This window comes from Isoptericola variabilis (genome assembly GCF_050311655.1).
In the GTDB taxonomy this organism is placed as follows: domain Bacteria; phylum Actinomycetota; class Actinomycetes; order Actinomycetales; family Cellulomonadaceae; genus Isoptericola; species Isoptericola variabilis.
On sequence record NZ_JBNOZM010000001.1, the window covers coordinates 330946 to 345740 of the forward strand.

The window sequence follows — 14795 nt, forward strand, 5'->3', positions numbered from 1 at the left end:
TCGTCGGACGGTCGCGGGGTGCTCGCCAGGCGCTCTCACCTGCGGGGCGGACGGTGCTTCGCGAGGCAGGACCTGTGCTGCCGAGCGGCGTAGGAATCGCGCGCCCGACCCTTGCCCGCCGTGCGGGGTGCCGATAGGTTCCCGAGCAGACGCCGACGGGGGCGTCCCGACGAGAGGAACCACATGCCACGCGGGCGCGCCTTTTCGGTCCTGACGAAATCGATTTCGACCGCCGGGATCCTCGGCGTCGTTCTCGCCGGACCCGGAGCGGCGTGGGCCGCGGGCGCGTCGGGCGTCACGGGCCGGGCCCCCGTCGCCGCGAGCGCCGCGGCCGCCCTGGAGCTGCCGCCGGCCGGGCAGACCTTCGAGCACTATCCGGCGATGAAGGACGTGTACCGCGACTACTTCCCGTTCGGCGTCTTCGGCGCGGGCGAGATGCAGGCGCTGGTCTACAACTACGCGTCCTTCACCCCGGGCAACGAGATGAAGCCCGACTACACCCAGAAGGAGAAGGGCGTCTTCACCTACGACGCCGCCGACGACGCCTTCGCCAGGTACGCGGCCGCGAGTCCCGACATGACGTTCTCCGGGCACACCCTCGCGTGGCACTCCCAGACGCCCACGTGGATGTGGGACGCGCCCCCGGCCCGGTACGGCCAGCCGGGCACGTTCGACCACGACGTCGCGCTGGCCAACCTCGACACGCACATCGAGAACGTCCTCGGCCACTTCGGCGGCGAGCTGCAGGCGATCGACGTCGTCAACGAGGCCGTCGGCACGGCGAACCCCGACGACTGGCGCGCATCCCTGGCCAAGGGCGAGGGCTGGTACCAGGCGCTGGGCTCCGACTGGGTGGAGCTCGCGTTCCTCAAGGCGGCCGAGGTGGTCGACTCCCACGGCTGGGACGTGAAGCTCACCTACAACGACTTCGGCCTGGACTCGCCGGCCAAGGCCCAGGTCGTCCACGCCATGGTCGAGGACATCAACGAGCGCTACGCCGGCGTGCGTCCGAACGGCAAGCCGCTGATCGAGGTGATCGGCATGCAGGGCCACTACAACCTGGCCACGGACGTGGCCGCCGTCGAGAAGAACATCCGGCTGTTCGCCTCGCTGGGGAACGTGGACGTCAACGTCACCGAGATGGACATCGCCCTGCCGCCCGGCGAGCTCACGCCGGAGGCGGGAAACAACCAGGGCATGAAGTTCGCCGAGCTGTTCCGGGTGTACCGGGACTACGCGGCGGGCCCGGCCAACACCACCGACAACCCGCACGTGATCACGGGCGTGAAGCTCGCGGGCGTCCGCGACGTCGAGACCGGCTGGAAGGGTGGGGAGTTCGCGCTGCCCTACGACTACGACGGCAACGCGAAGGAGGCCCTGCTGGGCATCCTGTACCCGGCGGAGTTCCTCGCCACCCACGAGTACCTGGACCTGCCGGGCGACGAGGACCGCGCACCGGTGCCCGGCGTCCACGTCTACGACACCTCGAAGGGTGACGCCTGGAGCGGGGCGAACATCGTGCTGGGCGACGACGCGACGGCATGGCCCTGGTCCACGACCGACGACGGCCAGGTGGCGTTCACGCCCGAGAAGGGCGCAACCTACCGCCTCACCGTGAACTACACCGCGAAGGGGACGACGGCGATCCGGGTGCGGTGGCTCAAGGACAACACGAACGGCGGCTACACGACCGCCGACGGTGCCGCGATCAACGACCACCAGTACTCCGCCGACGAGGTGGCCACGCACATCCCGGCGTACTTCACCAGCGGCATGGTCAACATGGGCAGCTACGACCTGGTCACCGAGGTGACGCTCGACGGCGCGCAGCCCGCCGACGGGCTCGTCGGCAACATCGCCGTCCGCGGGGGGATGGGCGGCAACGCGTTCACGATCAACTCGATCACGGTGGAGAAGCTCACGGGCACCGGCTCGGAGCCGGTCGTGAGCTGGCCGGGGGCCGTCGTCGAGCCGACCCCGCCGAGCACGACCCTGTCGTACCAGGGGACCAACCGGGTCACGGTCGCCCTCGACGCCGCGGTGACAGCGCCCGCCACGCTGACCCGCACCGAGTACCGCGTCGACGACGGCGACTGGGTCGCGTACGACGGGCCGTTCACGCTCAAGCGGTCCACGCGCCCGACCATCGCCTATCGCAGCGTGGACTCCGGGGGCGCGGTCGAGGACGCGCGGTGCGTCACCCTCGCGCCCGGCGCCCCGGTGGACGTCGTCGTCGGGCCCGAGGAGGCGACCGGCTGCACCCCCTGACGGCCGGGGCGCCTCCGACGCTCGTGCGTGCGCCCGCGCCGACGCGCACGATGGACGCACGGGCGACGACGCACGGGAGGCGACGATGAGGGCGACGGTGGGCGACCGGATCGTGGTGGCGTCCGGGGTGGTCGGCGGGGCGGTGCGCGACGGCGTGGTGATCGCCTGCCCGCACGAGGACGGCTCGCCGCCCTACCAGGTGCGCTGGTCGGACACGGGGGAGGAGACGCTGGTCTTCCCCGGCGCGGACACCCTGGTGCAGCACGACGGGGGAGGGACGGAGCACGCGCGACCGCCGCAGCCGTCGCCCGCCCGTGCGCTGACGTGGGACGTGCGGGTCTCGCTCGTGGAGTCGGCCGGCAGCACGACGGCGGAGGCGATGCTGACGCCTGGACCGGACGTCGGCTCGCTGCGGGCCGTCGGGCACGCGCGCAAGGACCCGGACGACCTGCAGGTCCCGGTCATCGGGGACGAGGTCGCGGCGGCACGGGCCCTGCGCCGGCTGGCGGACGCGCTGCTCGAGCAGGCCGAGCAGGACATCTCCGCGCAGACGGGGCACCAGGCGCACGTGCACCCCTGACCGTCGGTCTGGCCTCGCGGGCGGGACGGTCAGGCGAGCTCGGCACGACGACGGCGCAGGTGGTCGTGCTCGGCACCCTGCCCGCACAGGGCGAGCGCTGCGTCGTAGGCCCGCAGGGCGGCGTCCCGGTCGCCGTCGCGCCGCAACAGCTCCGCCCGCAGGGCCGGCAGCCGGTGCCCGGGCAGCGCGACCCCCGCGAGCGCGTCGAGGCCGGCGCGCGGGCCGGCGACCTCGGCGACCGCGACGGCCCGGTTGAGCCGCACCACCGGGGTGTCGGTGAGCGCCAGGAGCTCGTCGTAGCGGGCGAGGACGCGGTCCCAGGCGGTCGCGTCCGGGGTGCGGGCGATCGCGTGCTCGGCGGCCACGAGGGCCTGCAGCAGGTACGGCGTCGGGGGAGCGGTGGCGAGCGGCGTGAGCAGGTCGAGGGCCTCCGCGATCTCGTCCTGGTGCCAGCGGGTGCGGTCCTGGTCCGGCAGGAGCACCAGGGCGCCGTCGCGCACGCGGGCGTCGCGGCGCGAGTGCTGGAGGAGCACGAGCGCGAGGAGCGCGTCGAGGTCGCGCGCCGCCACGTCGTCGCCGTCCGCGCCGTCGCCCCTCGCGGCGCCGCCCAGCGCGGGTCGGACGTCGCGCAGCACGCGGACGAGCCGCACCGCCTCGCCGGCGAGCTCGCCGCGCACGACGTCGTCCCCGCTGGCCGGCGCGTAGCCCGCGGTGAACGCGAGGTAGGCGACGTCGGCCGCGACGCCGAGGCGCTCGGCGGCCTCCTGGGCGGGCGGCAGCGCGAACCGCTCGCCCGCGAGCTTCTTGCGCGCCCGGGTGAGCCGCGCCGCCATCGTCGGCGTGGACTGCAGGAACAGGCGGGCGACGTCGGCCGTGGGCACACCGAGCACCAGGCGCAGCGAGAGCGCGGCCGCCGCCTCCCGCGACAGCCGCGGGTGGGCGCACAGCAGCACCAGGCGCAGCCGCTCGTCGGTGAGGGGCTCGCCGGCGTCCGCCATCACCCGCTGCGCCCGGGCGGCGAGGTCCGCCTCCACCTCCAGCAACGGCATCGAGCGCGCCAGGACCTGCTCCGACCGGAGCCGGTCGAGCACGCGGCGCCGGGCAGCCGTGAGGAGCCAGGCCGGGCCGTTCGCCGGCACGCCGTCGCGGGGCCAGGTGCGGGCCGCCGCCTCGAACGCGTCCGCGAGCCCGTCCTCGGCCAGGTCGAGGCGGCGGAACCGCGCGACGAGCAGGGCCAGCAGCCGGCCCCACTCGTCGCGCATCAGGTCCTCGAGGGCCGTCACGGGCGTCCTTCCACGGCGCCCTACCCCGCCACGGCCGGTCGCAGCTCGACCGTGAGCTCGTCCGGCAGCAGCCGCGCGAGCTCGACGGCGGTGTCCAGGTCGGGCACGTCGACGACGTAGAAGCCGCCGAGCTGCTCGGCCGTCTCGGCGTAGGGGCCGTCCGTGACCGCGCGGTCGCCGTTCGAGCCCGGCCCGAGCGTGCGAGCGGTGCCGGGATGGGCGAGTCCCTCGCCCGCGACGACCGTTCCCCGCTCCGCGACGGCGGAGTCGAAGGCCTCCAGCCGGGCGTAGAAGCGTTCGCGGTGCGCATCGTCGGCGGCGCCCCAGATCTCGTAGTGGTTCGGCTGCGTGAGCAGGACGACGACCTTCATGCCTCGCCCTCCCCGTGGTCGACGGCGGCGCGCACCTCGACGACGCCGTCCGCGTCGCCGCCGCCGGTCGAGCCGACGAGGGTCGCGCTGACCTGGAGCAGGTCGTCGAGGTCGTCCGACTCGACGAGGTAGAACCCGGACAGCTGCTCCGCCGTCTCGGCGAAGGGCCCTTCGGTCACGACCACCCGGCCCGCGGCGTCGCGGGAGACCTGCTTGGTGGTGCGGGAGTGCGTGAGCTCGGCGCCGCCGGTGATGCGGTGCCCGCGCTCGGCGAGCAGCCGGGCGAACTCCTCGTGCCTCGCGTAGACGGCGGCGCGCTCCTGCGCGCTCGCCCGTTCCCAGACGTCCTCGACGCCGGGCAGCAGTACGACGTACGTGGTCATGGTCCCATCGTCCTTCCTCGTGGTGGGTCGTACACGGTGATGACGCGCGCGGGTCGGGAAGATCGACAACCGCGCCGAGGTTCCTCTGTGACCACCGCCATGCCGCGGGAATCCGTGGTCGGCATAGGCTCGTCGGCGGCGCGACCCGCTCCGTCCTCGTCGGTCCCCCTCGTCGGAAAGGCACCACCGTGCGCACCTCCCGTCCTGTCCTCGCGGTCGCTCTCGCGTCGGCCGCCACGCTCGCGTTCGCCGGCTGCTCGTCGTCGGACGACGGCGGCGACGGCGCGCCCGCGGCCTCCGGCAGCGCGACCGACTGCACCCCCGAGGGGATGCAGACCCTCACCGACGGCACGCTGACCGTCGGTGCGAGCGACCCGTTCGAGCCCTGGTACGTGGGCGAGCCGAGCAGCGGAGAGGGCTTCGAGTCCGCCCTCGTGTACGCCGTCGCGGACGAGCTGGGCTTCGCGAAGGACGACGTCGAGTGGACCTCCGTCACGTTCGAGCAGATCATCAGCCCGGCCGTGAAGCCCTTCGACGTCGCCGCCTACCAGACGACGATCACCGACGAGCGCAAGAACGCCGTCGACTTCTCCAGCCCGTACCTCACCAGCCGGCAGGGCGTGATCGTGGCCGACGAGGGCGAGTTCTCGAAGGCCGCCAGCCTGGCCGACCTCGAGGGCGCGAAGATCGGCGTGACCGCCTCGCAGACGTCGCTCGCCGTCGCCGACGCCGCGTGGGGCGACGACGTCGAGGTCACCCCCTTCAACGCCGCGGGCGACGGCATGACGGCGCTGAGCTCCGGGACGATCGACGCCATGGTGATGGACGTCGACCAGGGCGTCGCCGCCTCGACCGTCTACTTCCCCGACACCCACGTGATCGGCACGCTGCCGCCCGTGGGCGAGCCGGAGCAGCTCGGGCTGGTGCTCGACAAGGGCTCGTCGCTCACCGCGTGCGTCTCCGCCGCCGTCGACACTCTCGAGGAGAACGGCACGCTCGCCGAGCTGCGCACCACGTGGCTCAAGTCCGACGACGTCCCCGAGCTGTCCTGACCCGCGCGTGAGCGACCCGACGACCGGACCTGCGACGACGCCGACCGGCGGCTGGCAGCCGTCGGAGCGGGCGCGTGCCCGCGCGGCCTACCGGCGGGCGCAGCACCGCCGGGCGCTGCTGGTCGCGGGCGTCGCGACCGTGCTCGTGGTCGCCGCCGTCGTGTACGTCGTGACGACGGCGCCCGGCTGGGAGCGGGCGCGCGAGGCGTTCTTCTCCCCGGAGCGCGCCTGGGAGGTGCTGCCGGAGGTCGCGGCGGGGCTGTGGCTCAACCTGCGGGTCTGGGTCGTGGCGAGCGTCGTCGGCCTGGTGCTGGGCCTGCTCCTCGCCGTCGTGCGCACCTCCCGCGTCCCGGCGCTGTTCCCGGTGCGGATGCTCGCCGTCGCGTACGTGGACGTGTTCCGTGGCGTTCCGCTGCTGCTCGTGCTGCTGCTGGTGGGCTTCGGCCTGCCCGCGCTGCGGCTGCCGTGGCTGCCGATGGACGCCGCGTTCCTCGGCGGCCTGTCGATCGTCGTCTGCTACACGGCGTACCTCGCGGAGATCTTCCGCGCGGGCATCGAGGCGGTGCACCCGTCGCAGGTGGCGGCCGCCCGGTCGCTCGGGCTGACCCGCGGGCAGGCGACGTGGCGCGTCGTGCTGCCGCAGGCGGTCCGCAACGTCACCGCGCCCGTGGCCAGCATGCTCGTGTCGCTGCAGAAGGACTCCGGCCTCATCTCGATCCTCGGCGCCGTCGACGCCATCCGCGCCGCCCAGATCGCCACCACCGGGGACTACAACTTCACGCCCTACGTGGTCGCGGGCCTGCTGTTCCTCGCGATCTCGATCCCGCTCACGCGCCTCGTCGACGCCTGGTCCGCACGGCAGGGCTGGCGCGGCGAGCTGCGCGGCGTCGCGGGCGCGGGGGTGGTGCGATGAGCGCCGTCGTGCCCGGGGCGCCGCTGCTGTCGCTGCGCGGCGTCCGCAAGTCCTTCGGCGCGGGGGAGGGGCGCAAGGTCGTGCTCGACGGCGTCGACCTCGACGTCGCCGCCGGGTCGTGCGTCGTCGTGGTCGGGTCGTCCGGCTCCGGCAAGTCCACTCTGCTGCGCGTGGTCGACCTGCTCGAGGAGGTCGACGACGGCCAGGTGCTGCTCGACGGCGAGGACGTCGCCGACCCGTGGGTGGACGCCGACGCCGTGCGCGCCCGCCTCGCGATGGTGTTCCAGCAGTACAACCTCTTCCCGCACCTGCGGGTGCTCGACAACGTGACGCTGGCACCGCGCGTCGTGCACGGGGTGCCGCGCGCCGCGGCCGAGGAGGCGGCGCTGGCGATGCTCGAGCGCGTCGGCCTCGCGGACAAGGCCCGCGCCTACCCCGACCAGCTCTCCGGCGGGCAGCAGCAGCGTGCGGCCATCGCCCGCGCGCTGGTCAACGGGCCCGAGCTGCTCCTGCTCGACGAGGTGACCTCCGCCCTCGACCCCGAGCTGGTGGGGGAGGTGCTCGACCTCCTGCTGTCCCTGCGCAGCGAGGGCGTCGACGGGCGGCCGACGACGATGCTCGTCGCCACGCACGAGATGGGCTTCGCGCGCGAGGTCGCCGACGAGGTGGTCTTCCTGCACGCCGGGCGCGTGCACGAGCGCGGCACGCCCCAGCAGGTGCTCGGCGACCCGCGGGAGCAGCGCACGCGCGAGTTCCTGCGGCGGCTGGGCTGAGGGGACCGGCAGCTCACCGGCTCCCGTAGCCTGAGCCGGCCGAGGACATCATCGGCGAGGGCGACAGGGGGGTCACGGATGCAGGGGACGACGATCGGGTTCGTCGGCACGGGGCCGATGGGGGCGCCGATGGCGCGGAACGTGCTGGCGGCGGGGTTCGACGTCGCGCTGTGGAACCGAACGGCCGCGAAGGCGGAGGCGGTCGCCGAGGGTGAGGCCCGCGCGACGGTCGCGGCGACGCCGGCGGAGGTGGCGCGTCCGGTGGTGGTCGTGATGCTGCCGGACCTGCCGCAGGTGCGGGACGTCGTCGACCGGCCGGACGGGCTGCGGGAGGGGTGGCACGCGGCGGGCACCACGGACCCGGTGCTGGTGGTGATGAGCACGGTGAGCCCGGTCGAGGTCAAGGCCTGGGCGGAGGAGCTCGCGGCCGACGGCATCCGCCTGGTGGACGCGCCCGTGAGCGGCGGCGTCGAGGGCGCGGCGGCCGGCAGCCTGAGCATCATGGCGGGCGGCGCGGACGACGACGTCGCGACGGTCCGGCCCGTGCTGGAGGCGATGGGCTCGACGGTGCGTCACCTCGGCCCGGTCGGCGCGGGGTCGCTCACCAAGACGTGCAACCAGATCGTCGTGGGCGGCACCCTCAACGCGCTGGCCGAGGCGGTCGCCATCGCGCAGGCCGGCGGCCTGGACCTCGCCACCGTGCTCGAGGTGCTGGGCGCGGGCCTCGCCGGCTCGCAGCTGCTCACCGACAAGTCGCGGCGCTACCTCACGGGCGACTACGCGCACGGCGGCGCGTGCCGGACCCAGCTCAAGGACCTCGAGTTCGGCCTCGCGGCCGGGCGGCAGCTCGGCGTCGACACCGCGCTGACGCAGGTCGCCCGCGACCGCTACCAGCAGATGGTCGACCGCGGGGACGCGGAGCTGGACCACAGCGCCGTCATCCGCGTCGTCGTCTGACGCTGCGTATCAGCAGCTCCTCGCCCCCCTCCGAGGTACATGGAGGGGACGACATGAAGCGACTGGTGCTGTGCTGCGACGGGACGTGGAGCCACGCGGTGAACCCGCAGGTGTCCAACATCGAGAAGATCGCGCGGTCCGTGCTGCGCTCCGGCGGGAGCGCGGACCCCGACGTCGAGCAGATCGTCGGCTACGTGGCGGGCGTCGGCGCCCGCGGCTACCTCGTGGACCAGCTGCTGGGCGGCGCGTTCGGGTACGGGTTCACCCGCAACGTGATCGACGGCTACCGGTTCCTGGCCATGAACTACGAGCCCGGTGACGAGATCGTCGTGCTCGGCTACTCCCGCGGGGCGTACACGGCGCGCAGCGTCGTGGGGATGCTCTCGCAGGTGGGTCTGCTCACGGTGGAGGCGCAGGACGCCGGTCTGCTGTGCGAGGCGGAGCGCGTCTACCGCCTCAAGCCGCCGACGGCGCGGCGCGTCGCGAGGGCGAAGCGCACGGTGGCGCGCACGCGGCCCGGGTCGTGGCGGCGCCGTCGGGCGGAGGCCGTGCTGCGGCAGGGCGACGACGTCCGGGCGGAGAAGGAGGCGTTCCGGGCGGAGCACGGGATCGAGGTCCCGGTCCGCTTCCTGGGCGTCTTCGACACGGTCGGCGCGCTGGGCGTCCCCGGGCCGTCGCGGCGCAAGAACCGCTTCCACGACGTCTCCCTCTCGCCCGCCGTGCTCACCGCGCGGCAGGCGCTCGCGATCGACGAGCGTCGGCTGACCTTCGCGCCCTGCCTGTGGACCGTGCCCGACGACGACCCGCCCGGCCGCGTGGAGCAGGTGTGGTTCCCGGGCACCCACGGCGACGTGGGCGGCGGCGGCGCTCGCTGCGGCCTGTCCGACGTCGCGCTGCAGTGGATGGCCGCCGAGATGCGCGCCGTCGGCGTGCAGTTCGACGAGCACCGGCTCGCGCGCCAGCTCAGCCCGCGCGCCCCGCTGATCCTGGACCAGGCCCCGCCGTGGCCGTTCCGCATCCTCAACGCGGTCACCCGCGTGCGGCCGCGCTACGCGACGGTCGACGGCCGCCTCGTGTTCCGCCGCGGCCTGCGGGTCCTCGCGCTGCCGGCGACGTCGTCGTCCGCGTCGTCCCCGGCGGAGCTCACCACCGGCATCACCGCGCACGACGGCGTGTCCGCGCAGGTCGTCGGTGCGTGGCGCGACGGGGTGCGCCTCGCGGACACCGTGCTGCGGCACGTGCTGCGCGACGGCTACGCGGCCCTCGCCCCCAACCTCGGCTGGTGGATCACCGAGGCCGGGGGCGTGGAGCGTGTGCCCGTCGAGCAGGTGGACGCCGCGCGCGGTGACCTGCGGCCGTTCGTCGTGCCCGGCGACGACGTCATCGAGCCGGTGCGAAGTCCTCGAGCGCTGCCGGCGGGTCGGTGAGGTCGGGGTCCTTCGCGAGGTAGGCCTTGGTCTCCCGCGCGATGAGCCCCGACAGCAGGAGCAGCCCGACGAGGTTCGGCAGCGCCATCAGCCCGTTGAGGACGTCGGCCACGCCCCACACGAGGTCCAGCTCCCAGACGGCCCCGACGAGGCACACGAGCGTGAAGATCGCGCGGTACGGCAGCGAGACCTTGATGCCGAAGAGCGACGTGGCGCACCGCTCGCCGTAGTACGCCCACCCGATCACCGTCGAGAGCGCGAAGAAGACGACGGCGATCGCGACGACGGCGCCGCCGAACTGCGCGAGCGGGCCGGACGACATCGCCGTCGACGTCATCGCGGCGCCCTCCTCGCCCGTGGTCCACGCGCCGGACGTGATGATGACGAGGCCCGTGAACGACACGACGATGATCGTGTCGATGAAGGTCTGCGTCATCGACACCAGGCCCTGGCGCACCGGGTGGTGCGTCTTGGCCGCGGCCGCCACGATGGCGGCCGACCCCAGGCCGGACTCGTTGGAGAACAGGCCGCGCGCGACGCCGTACTGCAGCGCCAGGGCCACGGTGGAGCCGACGAAGCCGCCCGTGGCCGCGGTGCCCGTGAACGCGTCCGTGAACACGAGGGCGAAGGCGTCCGGGATCGCGGTGACGTTCGCCCCCAGCACCAGGAGCCCGGCCACGATGTAGAAGACGATCATCATCGGCACGAACGACGCCGTGACCGCGCCGATCCGCTTGATGCCGCCGAGCAGCACCACGCCCACGAACAGCACGATGACGATGCCGGTCGCCAGCGGCGGGACGCCGAACGTGTCGTCGAGGGACTGCGCGATGGTGTTGGTCTGCGTCATGTTGCCGATGCCGAACGCGGCGAGCGCGGCGAAGACGGCGAACGCAACGGCGAGGATCGTGCCCAGCGGGCCACGGATGCCCCGCTTGAGGTACTCCTGCGGACCGCCGCGCTGCTCGCCCTTCTCGTCGACGACGCGGAACTTCGAGCCGAGGAACGCCTCGGAGTACTTGGACGCCATGCCCAGCAGGCCGGTGACCCACATCCAGAACAGGGCTCCGGGGCCGCCGATCCCGATGGCGGTCGCGACGCCGGCGATGTTGCCGACGCCGACGGTGGCGGCGAGCGCGGTGGTCAGCGCCTGGTAGTGGGAGATGTCGCCCTCGCCGTCGCCCTCGCCCGCCGAGGACTCCTTGCGCTGCAGCAGCCCGAGCCGCAGGGCGGGCCCGAGCTTGCGGAACTGCAGGCCCTTGAGCCGGACGGTGAGGTACAGGCCCGTGCCCAGCAGCAACGGGATGAGGAGGAACGGGCCCCAGACGAAGGAGCTGGCTGCGGCGATGAAGTCAGCGAAGGAATCCACGCCGCGCACCGTAACCCGTTGCGCCGGTCACGCGTCGTCGGTTCGCGGCGCGTGTCGGTGGTCGACGGTCGGGTCGACGGGACGGCGGGCCGTCAGGAGTCGTACGCGTCCTTGACGACGAGCACGGGGACGGGGGAGTCCAGCAGCACCCGCTGCGTCGTCGTGCCCACGAGGAACGTGCCCGCGCTGGACCGCTTGCGGGAGCCGAGGACGACGAGCGTCGCGTCGGAGGCCTCGGCGGCGTCGAGGATCGCGTCCGCGGGCTCGGTGCCGGAGGGCCGGCGGGTGACCGGCTGGACCTCGATGGTCTGGGAGGCCTCGGCGAGGAGGCCGTCGAGGGGGTCGCCGTCGGCGGGGTCGTCCGACCGTGCCAGGTGGACCACGTGCAGGGGGAGCCCGCGCCGGGTCGCCTCCGCGATCGCCGTCCGGACGGCCGCCTCACCGTGGGGCGACGGGTTGTAGGCCACGAGCACCGTCATGCGCACACTCTCGCACACGGAGGGAACCTCGCGCCGGTCCGACCCGTTGACCCCACCAGCCGACGAAGGAGCAGCGCACCATGCAGTGCCCCCACGACCAGTCCGTCCTCGTGATGTCCGAGCGCAAGGGGATCGAGATCGACTACTGCCCGCAGTGCCGGGGCGTGTGGCTCGACCGCGGCGAGCTGGACAAGATCATCGAACGGTCCCTCGAGTCGGAGATCGCCGCCGAGGCGCGCGGTCCCCTGCCGCCCGCGCCCGCGCCGGCGTCGTACGACGAGCGGCGCTACGACGACCGCCGGTACGACGAGAAGCGCTACGACGACCGCCGTTACGACGACCGCCGCCGCGACGACAGGCGGTACGACGACGGCTACCGCAAGCGCAAGAAGAAGGAGTCGTTCCTCGGGGACCTGTTCGACTTCTGAGCGCGGCCGACGTCGGGCGGGGGACGTCAGGCGGCGAGCTGCTCGCGCACCTGCCGCTTGGCGCGGGTGAGCATGCCCGCCATGCCGTTGAGGCGCAGCGGGCTGACCGCGCGGGTGAGCCCGATCATCAGCGGGAAGTCGTCGGGCACGTCCAGCACCTGCTGCGGCGAGAGACCGGACAGCCCCTGCGCGAGGATCGACGCGAACCCGCGGGTGGTGGGCGCCTCCTGCGGCGCGGTCGCGTAGAAGTGCACGACGTCGCCGTCGACCTCCGCGAACGCGCGCACGGGGGACTGGCACTCCTCGACGGCCTCGAGCAGGCCGGGCGCGCTCTCGTACCGCGGCGGCAGGCCCGGCAGCTCGCGGGAGAACTCGAGCAGCAGCTGGAGCCGCTCACGCTCCGGGAGGGCGAGGAACTCCTCGCGGATCTCGGCGAGCGGCTCGGGCAGGGGTGCGGCGTCGGTCATGGTCCCAGTCTCTCGTAGGAGGCCGGACGCCGGTCGAGCCGGTCCGGACCGCGGAAGGTCCGGACCGGCTCGAGCGCGTCGTCGTGTCCGGTCGGTCCGTCAGGCGGCCTGCTGCTGCTTGACGCTCGCGGGGACGTCGCCGGGCTCCGCGCCGGCGACGATCGGGACGCGCACGGCGTTGCCCCACTCGGTCCAGGAGCCGTCGTAGTTGCGCACGTCGTCGATGCCGAGCAGGTAGCGCAGCGCGAACCAGGTGTGGCTGGAGCGCTCGCCGATGCGGCAGTACGTGATCACGGAGTCGTCGGCGGTGAGGCCGAGGCCGCCCTCCTGGTAGATCGCCTCGAGCTCGGCGCGCGGCTTGTAGGTGCCGTCCTCGGCGACCGCGGTGGCCCAGGGCACGTTGCGCGCCGACGGGATGTGGCCGCCGCGCAGCACGCCCTCCTCCGGGTAGTCCGGGATGTGCAGGCGCTCGCCGGAGAACTCCTGCGGGGAGCGGATGTCCACCAGCGGGCCGTTGCCGAGGTGGGCCAGCACGTCCTCCTTGAAGGCGCGGAACGTGCGGTCGTCGCGCTCGACGACGGGATAGTCGCCGCGGGCGGGGGAGGGCACGTCGGTGGTGAGCTCGCGGCCCTCGGCCACCCACAGGTTGCGGCCGCCGTCGAGCAGGCGGACGTCCTCGTGGCCGAACAGCGTGAAGACCCACGCGGTGTACGCGGCCCACCAGTTGTTCTTGTCGCCGTACAGCACGATCGTCGTGTCGCGGGAGATGCCGCGGCTCGCGAGCAGGTCGGCGAAGCCGGCGCCGTCGAGGTAGTCGCGCTCGACCGGCTGCAGCAGGTCGGTGTGCCAGTCGATCTTCACGGCGCCGGGGATGTGGCCGGTCTCGTAGAGGAGGACGTCCTCGTCGGACTCCACGACCACCAGGCCCGGGGTGTCGAGGTTCTCGGCGAGCCATGACGTCGTCACGAGGCGCTCGGGGTGCGCGTACTCGGCGAGGCGCGGCGTCGGGTCGGTGGGTGCGGGCATGAGGTTCCTCCATCTGTGCGGCGTCCGGACGCCGACCGGGGTGCGGTGGGTCGCGACCGCTCGGGTCCCTGGACACTCTAGGAACTGCACCACCAGCAGCGACAGCCCGTGTCCATCATGTGGGACCACGATGCGAGACGCGGTTCACCCGTGCGAAACACCCGCGATACGGAATTGTGATTCCAAAAATGCTTGTGTCGTAGGTCACCGAGTGTTAGCGTCGCGCTTGCCTACGGCGGGCCCGGGCCGCACGGACGTCGACGTCGACGCACGTGCGGTGGTCGACGAGATCGATCCGACACCGGCAGCTATCTACCAGGCGGCATGAAGGACAACTCGCCTGCAGCGACCCGCCGAGCGCCCGGTGTTCACCGGGACCTCGAGGGGCCGACGGACCCGAGCACCCGGGGGCCGCTGCCCGAACCGTGGAGACTCACCATGGACCGCAATGCCGTGATCAACACCCAGGCACCCAGCACGGCCGTTGCTCCGGCCGTCCATCCGGCCGCAGCACACCTCGAGAAGGCCGTCTCCCTGGCCGTCGACAGCGTGGCGAACGCGGGCGGACCCTTCGGAGCCGTCGTCGTCACCCGTGACGGCCGCGTCATCGAAGGGAACAACCGCGTCACCCAGGACAACGACCCCACCGCGCACGCGGAGGTCACCGCCATCCGGCGGGCGTGCGCCGAGCTCGGCACGTTCGACCTCTCGGGGGCCGTCCTGTACTCGAGCTGCGAGCCGTGCCCCATGTGCCTCGCCTCCGCCCTGTGGGCGCGCGTGGACGCCGTGTACTTCGCCGCCGACCGCCACGACGCGGCCGAGGCGGGGTTCGACGACGCCGTGTTCTACGACTTCTTCGCCGCCCGCCTCCACGACCTGCCCGAGACCCGGACCGCCGGCGAAGTCATGACGGTGCGGCACGAGCGCACCGGCAGCGCCGTCGCGCCCTTCGACGCGTGGCGTGTCCTCGAGACCCGCATCGACTACTGACCCGCGGGCCGGAAAGGACACAACGACGT

Annotated in this window: 16 protein-coding genes; 9 read left to right on the plus strand and 7 right to left on the minus strand. The window is 73.4% G+C overall.

Annotated elements, in window-relative coordinates:
* Positions 1 to 183: 183 nt before the first annotated feature.
* Positions 184 to 2268, plus strand: a complete 2085-nt coding sequence (locus tag ACQP60_RS01535) for an endo-1,4-beta-xylanase (RefSeq protein ID WP_429728065.1) — start codon at positions 184 to 186, stop codon at positions 2266 to 2268.
* Positions 2269 to 2353: 85 nt separating this feature from the next.
* Complete coding sequence (locus tag ACQP60_RS01540; protein ID WP_429728066.1) at positions 2354 to 2848, plus strand: dsRBD fold-containing protein; 495 nt, start codon at positions 2354 to 2356, stop codon at positions 2846 to 2848.
* Between the two features lie 29 nt (positions 2849 to 2877).
* On the opposite strand, the gene ACQP60_RS01545 is transcribed toward ACQP60_RS01540, so the two are convergent.
* Genes ACQP60_RS01545 through ACQP60_RS01555 form a run of 3 tightly spaced genes read right to left on the minus strand, consistent with a single transcriptional unit; the run spans position 2878 to position 4885 of the window.
* Complete coding sequence (locus tag ACQP60_RS01545) at positions 2878 to 4131, minus strand: RNA polymerase sigma factor (protein ID WP_429728067.1); 1254 nt, start codon at positions 4129 to 4131, stop codon at positions 2878 to 2880.
* Between the two features lie 20 nt (positions 4132 to 4151).
* Entirely contained in the window at positions 4152 to 4502 is a 351-nt protein-coding gene (locus ACQP60_RS01550) for a YciI family protein (protein WP_429728068.1), read from the minus strand.
* Positions 4499 to 4885, minus strand: coding sequence for a YciI family protein (locus ACQP60_RS01555; RefSeq protein ID WP_429728069.1), 387 nt, complete (start codon positions 4883 to 4885; stop codon positions 4499 to 4501). Before ACQP60_RS01555 ends, ACQP60_RS01550 begins: the two co-directional genes overlap by 4 nt.
* A gap of 188 nt (positions 4886 to 5073) precedes the next feature.
* On the opposite strand from ACQP60_RS01555, the gene ACQP60_RS01560 reads away from it, so the two are divergent.
* From ACQP60_RS01560 to ACQP60_RS01580, 5 genes are read left to right on the plus strand one after another with little or no spacing between them, the layout of a single operon-like run.
* Entirely contained in the window at positions 5074 to 5937 is an 864-nt protein-coding gene (locus ACQP60_RS01560) for an ABC transporter substrate-binding protein (RefSeq protein WP_429728070.1), read from the plus strand.
* 7 nt (positions 5938 to 5944) lie between these two features.
* Positions 5945 to 6850 carry an amino acid ABC transporter permease gene (locus ACQP60_RS01565; protein WP_429728071.1) on the plus strand — a complete coding sequence of 302 codons (906 nt, stop codon included), beginning with the start codon at positions 5945 to 5947 and terminating at the stop codon, positions 6848 to 6850.
* Entirely contained in the window at positions 6847 to 7623 is a 777-nt protein-coding gene (locus tag ACQP60_RS01570) for an amino acid ABC transporter ATP-binding protein (RefSeq protein WP_429728073.1), read from the plus strand. The genes ACQP60_RS01565 and ACQP60_RS01570 overlap by 4 nt, the downstream gene beginning before the upstream one ends.
* A gap of 30 nt (positions 7624 to 7653) precedes the next feature.
* The gene (locus tag ACQP60_RS01575) at positions 7654 to 8580 is read left to right on the plus strand and encodes an NAD(P)-dependent oxidoreductase (protein ID WP_429728771.1); all 927 of its coding nucleotides are present in this window, start codon (positions 7654 to 7656) and stop codon (positions 8578 to 8580) included.
* 53 nt (positions 8581 to 8633) lie between these two features.
* Positions 8634 to 10007 carry a DUF2235 domain-containing protein gene (locus tag ACQP60_RS01580; RefSeq protein WP_429728075.1) on the plus strand — a complete coding sequence of 458 codons (1374 nt, stop codon included), beginning with the start codon at positions 8634 to 8636 and terminating at the stop codon, positions 10005 to 10007.
* Here the strand turns inward: ACQP60_RS01580 and ACQP60_RS01585 are convergent.
* Complete coding sequence (locus ACQP60_RS01585) at positions 9961 to 11376, minus strand: alanine/glycine:cation symporter family protein (protein WP_429728076.1); 1416 nt, start codon at positions 11374 to 11376, stop codon at positions 9961 to 9963. The two genes, ACQP60_RS01580 and ACQP60_RS01585, sit on opposite strands and share 47 nt — an antisense overlap.
* A 92-nt stretch (positions 11377 to 11468) precedes the next feature.
* Complete coding sequence (locus ACQP60_RS01590) at positions 11469 to 11855, minus strand: universal stress protein (RefSeq protein ID WP_429728077.1); 387 nt, start codon at positions 11853 to 11855, stop codon at positions 11469 to 11471.
* A gap of 80 nt (positions 11856 to 11935) precedes the next feature.
* On the opposite strand from ACQP60_RS01590, the gene ACQP60_RS01595 reads away from it, so the two are divergent.
* Complete coding sequence (locus ACQP60_RS01595; RefSeq protein WP_429728078.1) at positions 11936 to 12283, plus strand: TFIIB-type zinc ribbon-containing protein; 348 nt, start codon at positions 11936 to 11938, stop codon at positions 12281 to 12283.
* 26 nt (positions 12284 to 12309) lie between these two features.
* Here the strand turns inward: ACQP60_RS01595 and ACQP60_RS01600 are convergent, their stop codons facing one another.
* Positions 12310 to 12750, minus strand: a complete 441-nt coding sequence (locus tag ACQP60_RS01600; protein ID WP_429728079.1) for a SufE family protein — start codon at positions 12748 to 12750, stop codon at positions 12310 to 12312.
* Positions 12751 to 12849: 99 nt separating this feature from the next.
* Positions 12850 to 13776: a sulfurtransferase gene (locus ACQP60_RS01605; protein WP_429728080.1), complete on the minus strand. Its 927-nt coding sequence runs from the start codon at positions 13774 to 13776 to the stop codon at positions 12850 to 12852.
* Between the two features lie 438 nt (positions 13777 to 14214).
* Here ACQP60_RS01605 and ACQP60_RS01610 point away from each other — a divergent pair, with 438 nt between their 5' ends.
* Positions 14215 to 14766: a nucleoside deaminase gene (locus ACQP60_RS01610; RefSeq protein WP_429728081.1), complete on the plus strand. Its 552-nt coding sequence runs from the start codon at positions 14215 to 14217 to the stop codon at positions 14764 to 14766.
* Positions 14767 to 14795: the final 29 nt, after the last annotated feature.